Annotated in this window: 15 protein-coding genes; 14 read left to right on the plus strand and 1 reads right to left on the minus strand. The window is 54.2% G+C overall.

Annotated elements, in window-relative coordinates; genetic code table 11:
- Window positions 1–37 precede the first annotated feature (37 nt).
- Window positions 38–967 carry a ZIP family metal transporter gene (locus tag VXJ35_RS07385; RefSeq protein WP_064021079.1) on the minus strand — a complete coding sequence of 310 codons (930 nt, stop codon included), beginning with the start codon at window positions 965–967 and terminating at the stop codon, window positions 38–40.
- Between the two features lie 260 nt (window positions 968–1,227).
- On the opposite strand from VXJ35_RS07385, the gene VXJ35_RS07390 reads away from it, so the two are divergent.
- The 14 genes from VXJ35_RS07390 to VXJ35_RS07455 all read left to right on the plus strand — a co-directional run bounded on the left by VXJ35_RS07390 (window position 1,228) and on the right by VXJ35_RS07455 (window position 13,960).
- Entirely contained in the window at window positions 1,228–1,800 is a 573-nt protein-coding gene (locus tag VXJ35_RS07390) for a DUF2780 domain-containing protein (protein ID WP_064021081.1), read from the plus strand.
- 43 nt (window positions 1,801–1,843) lie between these two features.
- Complete coding sequence (locus VXJ35_RS07395; RefSeq protein WP_064021082.1) at window positions 1,844–2,242, plus strand: hypothetical protein; 399 nt, start codon at window positions 1,844–1,846, stop codon at window positions 2,240–2,242.
- A gap of 63 nt (window positions 2,243–2,305) precedes the next feature.
- A complete protein-coding gene (nadA, locus tag VXJ35_RS07400) occupies window positions 2,306–3,403 on the plus strand; it encodes a quinolinate synthase NadA (protein WP_064021083.1) in 1,098 nt (365 codons plus the stop codon).
- Window positions 3,404–3,464: 61 nt separating this feature from the next.
- The gene (locus tag VXJ35_RS07405; protein ID WP_064021084.1) at window positions 3,465–4,778 is read left to right on the plus strand and encodes a cobyrinate a,c-diamide synthase; all 1,314 of its coding nucleotides are present in this window, start codon (window positions 3,465–3,467) and stop codon (window positions 4,776–4,778) included.
- Between the two features lie 70 nt (window positions 4,779–4,848).
- Entirely contained in the window at window positions 4,849–5,898 is a 1,050-nt protein-coding gene (recA, locus tag VXJ35_RS07410) for a recombinase RecA (protein WP_064021085.1), read from the plus strand.
- The gene (locus VXJ35_RS07415; protein ID WP_082880833.1) at window positions 5,861–6,358 is read left to right on the plus strand and encodes a regulatory protein RecX; all 498 of its coding nucleotides are present in this window, start codon (window positions 5,861–5,863) and stop codon (window positions 6,356–6,358) included. Before recA ends, VXJ35_RS07415 begins: the two co-directional genes overlap by 38 nt.
- 16 nt (window positions 6,359–6,374) lie before the next feature.
- Entirely contained in the window at window positions 6,375–7,064 is a 690-nt protein-coding gene (locus VXJ35_RS07420; RefSeq protein ID WP_157198112.1) for a hypothetical protein, read from the plus strand.
- Window positions 7,065–7,522: 458 nt separating this feature from the next.
- The gene (locus VXJ35_RS07425; RefSeq protein ID WP_197495995.1) at window positions 7,523–7,771 is read left to right on the plus strand and encodes a hypothetical protein; all 249 of its coding nucleotides are present in this window, start codon (window positions 7,523–7,525) and stop codon (window positions 7,769–7,771) included.
- Between the two features lie 458 nt (window positions 7,772–8,229).
- Window positions 8,230–10,830 carry an alanine--tRNA ligase gene (alaS, locus tag VXJ35_RS07430; RefSeq protein ID WP_064023415.1) on the plus strand — a complete coding sequence of 867 codons (2,601 nt, stop codon included), beginning with the start codon at window positions 8,230–8,232 and terminating at the stop codon, window positions 10,828–10,830.
- A 67-nt stretch (window positions 10,831–10,897) separates the two neighbouring features.
- Complete coding sequence (locus VXJ35_RS07435) at window positions 10,898–12,118, plus strand: aspartate kinase (RefSeq protein WP_064021088.1); 1,221 nt, start codon at window positions 10,898–10,900, stop codon at window positions 12,116–12,118.
- Window positions 12,119–12,280: 162 nt separating this feature from the next.
- A complete protein-coding gene (locus tag VXJ35_RS07440) occupies window positions 12,281–12,562 on the plus strand; it encodes a hypothetical protein (protein WP_157198113.1) in 282 nt (93 codons plus the stop codon).
- A 190-nt stretch (window positions 12,563–12,752) separates the two neighbouring features.
- Entirely contained in the window at window positions 12,753–12,938 is a 186-nt protein-coding gene (locus tag VXJ35_RS07445) for a heavy metal translocating P-type ATPase metal-binding domain-containing protein (protein ID WP_064041388.1), read from the plus strand.
- Between the two features lie 17 nt (window positions 12,939–12,955).
- On the plus strand, window positions 12,956–13,252 hold the full coding sequence (locus VXJ35_RS07450; protein ID WP_054762250.1) for a hypothetical protein: 297 nt from the start codon (window positions 12,956–12,958) through the stop codon (window positions 13,250–13,252).
- Between the two features lie 96 nt (window positions 13,253–13,348).
- Window positions 13,349–13,960 (plus strand): hypothetical protein, encoded by a 612-nt coding sequence (locus VXJ35_RS07455; RefSeq protein ID WP_064021090.1) that lies wholly within the window; start codon window positions 13,349–13,351, stop codon window positions 13,958–13,960.
- Window positions 13,961–14,010: the final 50 nt, after the last annotated feature.

The following is a 14,010-nucleotide window of genomic DNA, read 5'->3' on the forward strand; positions in this document are numbered from 1 at the left end:
TGCGGCAGAAGCGGGTAACGGCAAATTGCCCGCCGGGCTAGACCAACAGCCGGTCCAGTACCATCATGATGATGAAGCCGAACATCAGCGAAAAAGTGGCGATACGGGAACGGCCTTTGGAATGGGTTTCCGGGATGATTTCTTCGCTGATGACAAACAGCATGGCGCCGGCGGCGAAGCCCATGGCGATCGGCAGAATCGACGAAAACAGCGTGACCATCGTGATTCCCAGCAAGCCGCCGACCGGTTCGACCAAGCCGGTCAGAGTGGCAATGCCGACCGCTTTCCATTTGTCGTAGCCTAAGCCCACCAGCGGTAAGGCCACCGCCAAACCTTCGGGCAGGTTTTGCAAGGCGATTGCGATGGACAGCACCAAGCCGTTATTCAAATCGCCGGAACCGAAGCTAACCCCGACCGACATACCTTCCGGGAAGTTGTGGATGGTGATGGCGATGATGAACAGCGAGATTTTTTGCAGCGAATCCAGAGAATGGTCGCTGACCGAATCGAAATGCAGGTGCGGCAGGCGGCTGTCGGCGAAATGCAGAAACAGGGCGCCGATCAACATGCCGGCCGAGACTATCCATAAACCTTTGCCGGGCCAGACTTGTTCGCCGTATTCCATGCCCGGCACCAGCAGCGAAAATGCCGTCGCGGCCAGCATCACGCCGGCTGCAGCGCCGAGCAGGCTGTTGAACAGACGCTCGGAAATGTCTTTAAAAAACAGAGCCGGTAGGGCGCCGACGCCGGTGGCGCAGCCGGCCAACACGCTGGCGAAGAAGCCGATCACGACGATTTTGCCGAAAATGAGGTAGAGGCTGCCGAATACTAGAATTTGCGAGGCGAGGAACAGGCCGGCCAATACGCCCCAGCGTTGCAAGGTCGGCAAGGTCATGACCTGCAGGTATTTGGGGTGGGCTTGCAAGCGGAGGTAGTAATCTTCCAGTGTTTTTTGAATATTCTGCATATCGTTACCCGATCGATGGTTAGGCCAAGCGCAGGATTATACTGAATTCGCCAATCCGGCCCGCGGCCAAGTTGGAGATTTATGCGCGGGGCCCGGCAAATTGGCGGCAGACCCGGTGGTCTCGGCCAGCCGGGTTTTACGCTGCCGATTTTGCCTGCTGTTGTCAGCCGGCAGCCTTTCGATTTAAAGTCAGCGGGCCGAGCGAACGCGGACGTATGGCCGGCAGGTTTGTCCGGCATCTTTTTTTTCAGGCGGAAATTATGAAACATATGAATATCTATCGCGCTGCGTGGGCAGCGCTGGTTTTGGGCGCGTGCGCTCCGGTACAACAGCCGACAGGCCAAACCTTTGCCTTGGGCGGCGCGCAGAATGGGGTCTTCCAACCAGCGCCGGCGGCGATCGGCAGCACCGGCGCCGCGGTGGCGGGCATTGGCAACGAATTGAGTTTGATCAACATTTTGGTCGGGCAATTGGGCATCAGCCCGCAGCAAGCATTGGGCGGTGTCGGCTCGATCTTTTCGGTGGCGCAACAACGCATGAATCCGGGCGATTTCTCGCAATTGAGCGGCAGCGTTCCGGGTATGGACCACTATCTGTCGTCGGCGCCGCAACTGCCTGCCAACGGCGCCAATGCCGGTCTGTTGGGCGCCGCCGGCAGCTTGTTGGGTGGCCAGAACAATGCCCTGGGCAGTTTGGCGGCGTTGGCCGGTTCGTTCCAAAACCTGGGCATGAACCCGTCCATGGTCGGCCAATTCGTGCCGGTGGTATTGCAATATGTACAGAACCAGGGCGGAGCCGGCGCGATGAATCTGCTGCAAAGCGCTTTACGTTGATATCTTGCCGGTCGCTGCTTAATTTAGAAAATAAAACAACCACATGGAAATATTACTGGTAGGTGCGGTGCTGATGATCGCCGCGATTTTAATGTCGGCTTGGTTGATGACTTTCGCCAAATGGTTTCCGATACCCGGCATCGACGGCGGGTTTTTGAAGGACTACAAAACCATGATTCGCGCTCATATCGATTTTGCGTTGATGGCGCTGTTCTGTCTGGGGTTTTACGCGACCAAGGTGGAATTGCCGGTGGCAGCGTGTTGGCTGGTGGTGATCGGCGGCATGACCAATCCTGGCGTATTCGTGGTCGCGGCTTTCGATCCCGATTTTTGGGCCAAACCGGTCTGGCGGGTGTATTCGCTGCTCAGCTTTATCGCGACGACGTTGGGATTCGGTTGGATCGCCTGGACTTTATTGCGCTTTGCGCTGCAGGCCGGCTAAGCGGTATCGAAAACAGCGGCTTAGCGCTACAATGTCGCGTTTTTCATTGCCAGGTAACGATACATGACAGCCGCCGCTTTACCGATCCACGATTATGCCTTACTGGACGACGCCGAGTGCGAGGCGCGGATTGCCGCCGCCAAAGCCAAACTCGGCAAACGCTGCATTATTCTGGGCCACCATTACCAGCGCGACGAGGTGTTCAAGCACGCCGATATTTTCGGCGATTCTTTGAAGCTGTCGCGCGAGGCCGCTCAGTCCGAAGCGGAATTCATCGTATTTTGCGGCGTGCATTTCATGGCCGAGGTGGCCGATATCTTGTCGCGGCCGGAACAAATCGCGATTCTGCCGGACATGGCGGCCGGATGTTCGATGGCGGACATGGCCAACAAAATCAAAGTGCAACAATGCTGGGACGAATTGGCCAAGATCATCGACGTCGAAAACAGCGTGACGCCGGTGACTTATATCAATTCCGCGGCCGATTTGAAGGCTTTTTGCGGCCAGCACGGCGGCATTGTTTGTACCTCGTCCAACGCCCAGAAAATCCTGAACTGGAGTTTTGCCCGCCGCGAAAAAGTGTTGTTTTTCCCGGACCAGCACTTGGGTCGCAACACCGGCTACCGGATGGGGATTCCGTTGGAGCAGATGGTGACTTGGGATTTCAACAAGCCGCAAGGCGGTTTGACCGAGCAGCAAATCCGCGAGGCCAAAATCATTCTGTGGAAAGGCCATTGCTCGGTGCATCAAGCGTTTCAGCCGGAGCAAATCGACAACTTCAAGGCCAAACATCCGGAAACCATCGTTATTTCCCATCCGGAAGCCTGCTTCGAAGTCTGCGAAAAATCCGATTTCATCGGCTCGACCGAGATGATTCTGAAAATCGTGCGCGAAGCCGAGGCCAATACCCGCTGGCTGGTGGCCACCGAGCTGAACCTGGTCAACCGTCTGGCCCAGGAATGTAAGGCCCAAGGCAAAAGCGTGCATTTCATGGCGCCGACCTTGAGCATGTGCTCGACCATGTTCCGCACCGATCCGCAGCATTTGTGTTGGGTATTGGAAAATCTGGCCGCCGGCCATGTGGTCAACCAAGTCGCGGTTCCGGCCGAACAAGCCGCATCGGCCAAGCAGGCGCTGGACAATATGCTGTTGGCCTCCTGATCCCGCACGTTTAATCTCCCGGCCGGCGCTAATCCGCCGGTCAGCTACTCTCGTTTTCATCATGGCATCTGCGCAAAATACCGTGGCCTGCCCGGCAATGCTGATCGCTGCGCCGGCTTCCGGCCAAGGTAAAACCACCATCACCGCCGCACTGGCTTACCATTTTCGCAGTCAAGGTTTAACGGTGCGGGTGTTCAAAACCGGCCCCGACTTCATCGATCCGCAGATATTGGCATTCGCCTCCGGGCATCCGGTGTACCAGCTGGATTTGTGGATGATGGGCGAGAGCCATTGCCGGGAGTTGCTCTACCGGGCCGCCGCCACAGCCGACTTGATCTTAATCGAAGGCGTGATGGGCTTGTTCGACGGCGATAGCAGCAGCGCCGATTTGGCGCAGGCTCTGGGCGTGCCGGTGGCGGCGGTGATCGACGCCCAAGGCATGGCGCAAACCTTTGCCGCCGTCGCCCACGGTCTGGCGACTTACCGGCCGGAATTGGCGTTTGCCGGCGTCATTGCCAACAAGGTCGGCAGCGCCGGCCATGCCAAATTGTTGCAGGAGGCTTTGCCCGCCGACATGGCGATGTTGGCGGCGGTTGCCCGCGACGATGCCATCGGGCTGCCGTCGCGCCATTTGGGTTTGCTGCAAGCCGACGAAATCGGCGACCTTTCCGCCCGCTTGGCCCGCGCCGCCGAGTTGCTGAACGGCTTCGGCCCCTGCCGGTTGCCGCAAGCAGTGCAGTTCGAGCCGGTCCGCTGCGAGCCGCCGCCGGCATTACTGGCCGGGTTGCGGATAGCCGTGGCGCGCGATGCAGCGTTTTCGTTCATCTATCAGGCCAATCTGGATTGTCTGCTGGCGATGGGCGCCGAGTTGGCGTTTTTTTCGCCGTTGGCCGATTCGGCGCTGCCGGAGGCGGATAGTGTTTATTTGCCGGGCGGTTATCCGGAGCTGCATTTAGCGGCATTGGCTGGGAATCAGGCGATGAAGCAGGCCTTGCGCCAGCACCATCGTCTAGGCAAAGCGATTTATGCCGAATGCGGCGGTTTTCTGTATTTGCTGGAGAGCTTGGCCGACAAGCAAGGCCAAGCCGCCGAAATGGTGGGCTTGTTGCCCGGGCGGGCACAGATGCAGAGCCGGCTGGCGAATCTGGGCATGCACAGTCTGACGCTACCCCAAGGCGAGATTCGCGGCCACAGTTTTCATTTTTCGACCCTGGAAACCGAGCTGCAACCGCAGCAGTATTCGCAACCGTTGCGCCGCTTCGGCCACGGCGAAGGATTTTTTCGCGACGGCGCTTTGCAAGCGTCCTATCTGCATCTGTATTTCCCGTTCAACCCCAGCGTGGCCGCCGGTTTTTTCCGGCAATCCGGCCGATAAAAACTGTTTCACGGCCGGCCTCTATGGGATAATGCCGCGTTTTCACCGGGCAGACAACAGTAGGTAGGATATGGACGAAAACAAGAAAAAGGCTCTCGGCGCCGCGTTGATGCAAATCGAAAAACAATTCGGCAAGGGCTCGGTCATGCGTATGGGCGACGTCGCCGCGACCCGCGACATCGAAGTGGTGTCCACCGGCTCTTTGTCCGTCGACATCGCTCTAGGCTGCGGCGGCTTGCCGCGCGGCCGGATCATCGAAATTTACGGCCCCGAGTCGTCCGGTAAAACCACGTTGACGCTGCAAACCATCGCCCAGATGCAGAAACTGGGCGGTACCGCCGCCTTCGTCGATGCCGAGCATGCGTTGGACCCGGTCTATGCGCAAAAGATCGGCGTCAATATCGACGACCTGCTGGTGTCGCAACCGGACACCGGCGAACAAGCGCTGGAAATCACCGACATGCTGGTGCGCTCCGGCGCGGTCGATATCGTCGTCATCGACTCGGTGGCCGCATTGACGCCGAAAGCCGAAATCGAAGGCGACATGGGCGACTCGCACATGGGTTTGCAGGCGCGCTTGATGTCGCAAGCCTTACGCAAACTGACCGCCAACATCAAACGCTCCAACACGCTGGTGATTTTCATCAACCAATTGCGGATGAAAATCGGCGTGATGTTCGGCAACCCGGAAACCACTACCGGCGGTAACGCCCTGAAATTCTACGCCTCGGTCAGGATGGACATTCGCCGCATCGGCGCGATCAAAAAAGGCGACGAGGTGATCGGCAACGAAACCCGGGTCAAGATCGTCAAGAACAAAGTCGCACCGCCGTTCAAACAAGCCGACTTCGAAATCCTGTACGGCGAGGGCGTGTCCTTCCTCGGCGAGCTGGTAGACTTGGGCGTCGAGTTCGGTTTCGTGCAAAAGTCCGGTTCCTGGTACAGCTACAACAACGACAAAATCGGCCAGGGCAAGGACAACGCCAAGCAATATCTGCGCGAACACCCGGAAATCGCCGCCGAACTTGAAAAAGCCATTCGCGAGAAAGCCTTTGCCAGCAGAGTGACGACGGCTCCGGCCCATGAAGACGAAGACGCCGAGTTCAACGACGGCGAATGAGCGTAGCCGGCAAATCGAAGATATTTGCCTGAGATTGTTGGCGCGGCGCGAGCACAGCCGCCGCGAGTTGCTGGATAAGTTAGCCTTGCGCGGCTTCGAACGCGATGAAGTTAATCCGGTTATCGACGCGCTGACCGAGCAAAACTGGCAAAACGACGAACGCTACGCCGAGTGCTACGTCCGCGACCGTATCGGCAAAGGTTATGGCCCGATCCGTATCGCCTACGAATTGCAGCAGCGCGGTATTAGCGGTGTCGATTTGGACGTGCAAGCCGAGGAGCAGGGCGGTTGGTTGAATTTGGCCTTGGACGTTTATGCCGGCAAATACGGCGAAGAAAAATCGATGACGCCGGACGAATGGGCTAAGCGCAGCCGGTTTTTGCAGCAGCGCGGCTTTAGCGGAGAGACGGTTAAGCGTCTGTATAATGAGCTGAAGATTAAATTGTCTAGGTTAGGTTAAAAAAGGAAGTTGCCGCATGAATTTTGTAAAGAATTACCTGAAATTCTCGTTCGCTATAAATTTGATTGCATTATTGTTATTTTTTTCAAACATATCAAATGCGGCTGTGGTTGAAGTTGTTGCTGACTTTGATAGCCTTTCAACAGGCGGTTCGCAATATGTTGAAAATGGATTATTATTTGAAATGAGAAGCTATTTTTCAGGACGAGATGGCGAATTGCGTATTTACGGGAATCAAGAGCTTACTGTTAGTAGAATTAACAGGTTGGTGAAAAACCATATTCTGGCCACTAATTTAGCTATAAGAAGCCTTTATTTAGTGCTGAATCAATCTTGTAGTACTAAATATAGGTCTGATTGGTTGCAAAAAAGAGTTTTTCACCAACCTGTTAATGGTCAACAATTTGATCTTCTCGGTTTTTATGTTGACTATTCTCAAAGCTCAAATATGGCTTGGCGCATCGAAGATCAAGATTCTCGTGGATTTAATTTTGGTAGAGAAGGCTCTGTTGTTGCGAGCTTTGAAAATGTTCAATCAATTTCAATTCATCACAATAATTTTGGTGCTTTTGAGTATTTGATTTTAGATGATTTTAAATTTTCTTATGTTTCAGAGGTTCCTATTCCGTCTTCGATTTTTATGTTCATAGTTGGTTTTATTTCAATTTTAGGAGTGTTGAAAAATCGCCGAAATCTGATTTCTTAAGATTTTTAGTTATTGTTCAAGAATAATTTATGCGGGAGCAGTCAAGTTTTGCCGAAGGATTTAACAAGGTCGCTTATAGTATACCGAGAGATGAAATACTTCGGTCTATGTCTTTTAACGAACTAGCTATTGAAATTGGGTCTTGCAAAAAAGATTCACCGAAGTTTTTTGTCGTTGAGAGGGAGCTTAAAAGGCGGATAGCGGAGGATCAGGCGAAAATAAATAGATCGAATATGATTTTGTCCGCGTGCATTGGAGGCCTTGGTGGTGCTTTGCTCAGTGAACTGTTTCGTTTCATTCGATAGCTCGTGGCTCCGAATAGCGAAGCGTATTCGGTTTATAAAAAAGGTTAGCAGGTTGTTGATTTTCTATATTTTGCGCGTTAGGCGACCTATGTTTAATGGCGAATTCTGTTAATTGTAACAATATATAGTCAATCTGCTACCCGGCTAACGTCTATGCAATTGTTTTTGAATAGCCTGTTAGAGGATGAGTTTATGGAGTTATCAATCAGCGACGAAAAAACCAAAGAGTTACTCACCGAGGTGATGATCGACTTACTCAAAACTAAACGGGATATATTGTACGACGTGGTTTTGGAAGCCTTGGAGGAAGTTGGACTAGCTAATGCCATTGCAGAAGGTAGAAAAGATGAATTTGTATCCGAAGCTGAGGTTTTTTCTATTCTCGATAATGGCGCGAAATGAAAGTCCGGTTCGAAGCCAAATTTGCTAAAGACTTACGGGATATCAAAGACGGTAAATTGTTGGCAAAGGTTAAGGAGCTCATTATTGATTGTCAAAATGCCGAATCGTTGATCGAGCTAACAGGTTGGTGAAAAACCATATTCCAGCCACTAATTTAGCTAGAAGAAGCCTTTATTTAGTGCTGAATCAATCTTGTAGTACTAAATATAGGTCTGATTGGTTGCAAAAAAGAGTTTTTCACCAACCTGCTAAGTCACGTCAAAAAACTTCAAAGCTACGAAAGCTTTTATCGGATACGAATTGGCGATTTCAGAATCGGACTGGAATTTGTGAGTGGCGAGCTAATTTTTACCCGGTGTTTGCACAGAAAAGATATTTATAAATACTTCCCATAGTTACCGACCTTGGGAAGGAAGCGAATTTAAATTGAAACATACGAAATAACCACCATGAAAAAAATGACCAGCGCCGAAATCCGAGCCGCCTTTCTGGAATTTTTCCGCCAGCGCGGCCATGCCGTGCGTCCGTCCAGCAGCTTGGTGCCGGGCAACGATCCGACCCTGTTGTTCACCAATGCCGGCATGGTGCAGTTCAAGGACGTGTTTCTGGGCCGGGAAAAAGTCGACTTTAACCGCGCCGCGACCAGCCAGCGTTGCGTGCGGGCCGGCGGCAAGCACAACGATTTGGAGAACGTCGGCTACACAGCCCGCCACCACACCTTCTTCGAAATGCTGGGCAATTTCAGCTTCGGCGATTATTTCAAGCGCGATGCGATCAATTTTGCCTGGGACTTTCTGACCAAGGAAATGGGCATCCCGCCGGCCAAACTCTGGGTGACGGTATTCGACGAAGACTCGGAAGCCGAAGCGATCTGGCTGGAAGAAGTCAAAATCGATCCGACCCGTTTCTCGCGCATCGGCGCCAAGGACAATTTCTGGGCGATGGGCGACGTCGGCCCGTGCGGCCCCTGCACCGAGATTTTCTACGACCACGGCGAACATGTCGCCGGCGGCCCGCCGGGCAGCCCGGACGAAGACGGCGACCGTTACATCGAGATCTGGAACCTGGTGTTCATGCAATACGAGCGCGACAAGGACGGCAACCTGACGCCGCTGCCGGCGCCGTCGGTCGATACCGGCATGGGCCTAGAGCGCATCGCCGCGGTGATGCAGGGCGTGCACAGCAACTACGAAATCGATATCTTTCAGAATCTGGTCAAGACCGCCGCCGCATTGGCCGGTACGACCGATTTATCCAACAGTTCTCTTCGTGTCATTGCCGACCACATTCGCTCCTGTGCGTTTTTGGTGGCCGACGGCGTGTTGCCGTCCAACGAAGGTCGCGGCTATGTATTGCGCCGCATCGTGCGTCGGGCGATCCGTCACGGTTACCGTTTGGGAATCCAGGATACGTTCTTCTACAAACTGGTCGCGCCGCTGGCCGCCGAGATGGGCGCAGCCTATCCGGAATTGGTCAAGGCTCAGGAACAAGTCGAGCGGGTGCTGAAAAAAGAAGAAGAACGCTTCGCCGAAACCTTGGGCCAGGGTATGAAAATTCTGGAAAACTGCGTCGCCAAGCTGGACGGCCACGTTATCCCCGGCGACGTCGTGTTCTTGTTGTACGACACCTACGGTTTCCCGGTCGATTTAACCGCCGATTTCGCCCGCGAGCATAATTTGAGCGTCGATCACGCCGGTTTCGAAGTGGAAATGAGCGCCCAGCGCGACCGGGCTCGGGCCGGCGGCCAGTTCGCCGCCGATTACGACCAGGACATCAAGCATGACAGCGTCACCGAATTTACCGGTTACTCGCATCTGGACGGCTCGGTGCAAGTCATTGGCCTGTTCAAAAAAGGTCAGCCGGTGGAATCGCTGGAAGCCGGCGACGAAGGCGTGGTGATTCTGGACCAAACCCCATTCTATGCCGAATCCGGCGGTCAGGTTGGCGATAGCGGTTTGATCGAATGCACCGGCGGCAGCTTCGAAGTGACGGACACGCAAAAGCAGGGCGGCCAGTTGTTCCTGCACAAAGGCAGGGTCGTCAAAGGCACGATCGCCGAAGGCATGGCTTGCGAAGTCAGCGTCAACGCCGAAATCCGCAAGGCGACCGAACGCAACCACTCGGCAACCCATCTATTGCACGCGGCCTTGCGCAGCGTGCTGGGCGAGCACGTGCAGCAGAAAGGTTCGCAGGTCAACGCCGAGCGCCTGCGTTTCGACTTCTCGCATTTCGAACCGATGACCATCGAGCAAATCGCCGCGGTCGAGCGCTTGGTCAACGAGCAAATCCGCTCCAATAATGCCGTTTGCGCGCAAATCATGACCAAGGACGATGCGGTCAAGGCCGGCGCGATGGCTTTGTTCGGCGAAAAATACGGCGACGAAGTGCGGGTGTTGACGATGGGCGATTTCTCGACCGAATTGTGCGGCGGCACCCACGTCCAGCGCACCGGCGACATCGGCTTGCTGAAAATCGTCAGCGAAACCGGTGTTGCGGCCGGCGTGCGCCGGGTCGAAGCGATGACCGGCGAGGGGGCGTTGGAATGGATCGCTCAGCGCGAGCAAGCTCTGCTGAGCATCGCCGGCTTGCTGAAAGCCGCGCCGGACAAAACCGCCGACAAGGTCCAGCAGTTGCTGGAAAAAAACCGCCATCTGGAAAAGGAACTGGAAAAACTCAAAGGCAAACTGGCCAGCTCGGCCGGCGACGAGTTAACCAGTCAGGCGGTCGATGTCAATGGCGTGAAGGTGTTGGCCGTCAAACTCGACGACGTCGACCCGAAAGCTCTGCGCGACCTGGCCGATCAGCTAAAAAACAAACTGGGTAGCTGCGCTCTGGTGTTGGCAACGGTCAGCGGCGACAAGGTCAGCCTGATCGCCAGTGTTTCGAAAGATGCGATGGACAAGGTCAAGGCCGGTGAGTTGGTCAATTTCGTTGCCACGCAAGTTGGCGGCAAAGGCGGCGGTCGGCCGGACATGGCGCAGGCCGGCGGTAATGATCCTTCTAATTTAGCGGCGGCGTTGGCTGCGGTACCTGTATGGGTTAAAGCCAAGTTGGGTTAATCGTGGCGGCGGACCAGAACGTCTGCCAACAATTTCAGTATAAGAAAGCCAATAAGGTCAATAAAAAATGGCATTGTACGTCTATAAATTTGGCGGCACCTCGGTCGGCTCGGTCGAGCGGATCAAGGCGGTAGCCGAGAAAGTCAAGACAGCCCACGATAAGGGCGATCAAATCGTTGTCGTCGTGTCGGCGATGAGCGGTGAAACCAACCGTTTGGTGGCGCTGGCTAAAGAATTGCAGCCGCAACCGACCGACCGAGAGTTGGACGTATTGTTGTCCACCGGTGAACAGGTGACCATCGCGCTGCTGTCGATGGCGCTGCATCACATCGGCGTGGAAGCCAAGTCCTATACCGGCCCGCAAGTACGGATTCTGACCGACAGCGCCTTTACCAAGGCCCGCATCCGCGAAATCGACGAGGCCAATATCCGCGCCGACCTTGAAGCAGGCCGAGTCGTGGTCGTGGCCGGTTTTCAGGGCGTCGACGAGCGCGGCAATATCACGACGTTAGGACGCGGCGGATCGGATACCACCGGTGTGGCGTTGGCGGCGGCGCTTAGAGCCGACGAATGCCACATCTATACCGACGTCGATGGCGTTTATACCACCGATCCGCGCGTGGTACCCAAGGCGCGACGCTTGGAGCAGATTACCTTCGAGGAAATGCTGGAAATGGCCAGCCTCGGCTCCAAAGTGTTGCAAATCCGTTCGGTCGAGTTCGCCGGCAAATACAATGTCAAATTGCGCGTCTTGTCTTCGTTCATGGAAGGCAACGGCACCCTAATCACCTACGAGGAATCAGAAATGGAAAAAGCGTTAATTTCAGGCATCGCATTTAACCGGGACGAGGCCAAGCTGACCTTGACCGGTGTGCCTGATCTGCCAGGCGTGGCGTCGAAAATCCTGGGGCCGATCGCCGCCGAAAATATCGAGGTGGACATGATCGTGCAGAACATTTCCGCGCACGGCACTACCGACTTTACCTTCACTGTCAACCGTAACGACTTTGTTCGCGCCAAGAATGTGTTGGAAGGCTTAAAAGCCGATTTGGGCGGTAGCACCACGGTGATCGGCGACAACACCATCGTTAAGGTGTCTATCGTCGGCGTCGGCATGCGCTCGCACGCCGGCATTGCCAGCACCATGTTCAAAGTGTTGGCGAACGAAGGCATCAACATTCAAATGATTTCCACCTCTGAAATTAAGATTTCCGTTGTCGTCGACGAGAAATATCTGGAGTTGGCGGTGCGGGCATTGCACACCGCATTCGGTCTGGATCAGCAGTAGTCCGCGGTCGTTGAGCGCGACGCGTAGGCGAGCGATTCTCGATGAGCTGCGGAAGCAGAGTTGTTTTAAAAAACTATGTTATATAACTCGTAAAAAATAGGGCATATGCCCTATTTTTTACGAAAAACGTTGCTTTGAATTGTTTTTTATAAGCAATATCAAATGGTTGTAATTGTGGCATTTTTTATGCTGTTTATCGGCGTTGCATTAATATTTTCTGCGCGAGGTAAACAGATGGCTCAAGAATTAGTAGTTGCGAATCAAGAAGTGGTTGCCCAGCAACTGAATACCGCCGGCTTGGTTTTGGGCGCCGGTTTAGCGGTGGCTTCGATGATTTTGGTGCCGGCGTTGGCTATGCGTCTGGGCTTGAGTGCCAGCCTGACCGGTGCCCTCAGAATTGCCTTGATGAAGGCCTCCAGCCAAGCGGCAAGGGGACTCCGATAATCGCCCTCCCGGCGCCTGCCGTTAACGGGCGGCCGGCGCCGTACGATTCAGTATTTGCCTGTCGGGAAACCATGTTCGATCTGTCGCTAGTAGCTGGCCGCTGTTTGTTTTCATCAAGCCGCTTATTCGGCTTCGGGTATAATTCCATTACGCGTTATTGGAAATTGCCGAACGAAAACGAGTTTGTGTCATGACGGATGAAATTAAAAAAGATTGCGATCTTTGTGGCTTGACGGTGGAAGTAGCGGGTTTTGAACTTAAAACCGTCGACGGCGACAAAAAATTCTGCTGCGAAGGCTGTAAAGGTATTTACCAAATGTTGCATGAAGCACAGGTATTGCCCGACCAGGATGACGCCCGGCAGCCGCATTCTTAATTAGCGTAGAGGATATAATGGCGCACAAACACGATCCCAAATCCGACGTAAACGGCCCGTCAATGGCTAAACAAGTGATGGCGGGTACTTTGGCGACCGCAACGGTTAATACTGGAGGAAAATTAATGAGCAAGTTAGCGAAACACCCACTGCTGGTTTTCGGTGCCGGTATGGTTGCCGGTTATTTCGTCTACAAATACAGGAAAGAGATCATTTCCAACGCCAGCAAAACCATTGAGGCCGGCAAGGACTTCGTGTTGCATCAAAAAGAAAACCTGGAAGATATCGTCGCCGAGGCTAAAGAAAGCGAGTGACGATGCCGGGTTTAAACGTCCAGCTTAAACCATCGCCGAGTTGACAACGGGCGGTTTCGGCAACGCCGAATCGCCCGTTTTTGTTTTTTAACGATCATGGCTATCCAGAAACAATTTTTATTGCGTTATCGAGGCGACGGCCACGTGCGGTTTCAATTGCCGGAACCGGCTTGCCAGGCGGAGGTCGCCAAACTATTGGCGGCAAAACTGGTGGAAATCGATGGCGTCCGCTCGGCCCGCCTGTACCGAAGCCAGCGCAAATTATCGATCCGCTATGACGACGCGGTTTGCGGTTTTAACCAATTGGCGGTCCGTTTATCCCGGATCGTCACCGAGTTGGAGCAACAGGGGCTGTTCGAGACGCCTCTGGCCGACAAGGCTAAAAAATCGATACTCAACATCGGTCAGCGTTTGCAGAAGACCCATGTCGGCGGTTGGTTTCGAGAAAAGTACCAGGCCGGTAAAGAAACGCTGCAAGCGGCGAAAATCGTCGGCAAACTAGGTGTTAAAGGTCCGAAAGCGTTGATCAAAGACCCGGAAAAAGCCACGATCGATTTTTTAAATGACGTGTTGGTGCTGTATTTGATCAAGACTCATTGGACGCGGATCACGCAGGAATGGCTGGTTAGGCCGTTTGTGTACCGTTACGAATGGATGGCCTTGTTCTATATGTTTTTCCTACTGGTCCGCTCCCGCAGGCCCAAATAACGTTCAGTCCGGGGCCGCCGTTTGGCCGGCGGCGCACCGGTTCGCCTTTC

Source organism: Methylomonas sp. DH-1, from assembly GCF_046097555.1.
Taxonomy (GTDB): domain Bacteria; phylum Pseudomonadota; class Gammaproteobacteria; order Methylococcales; family Methylomonadaceae; genus Methylomonas; species Methylomonas koyamae.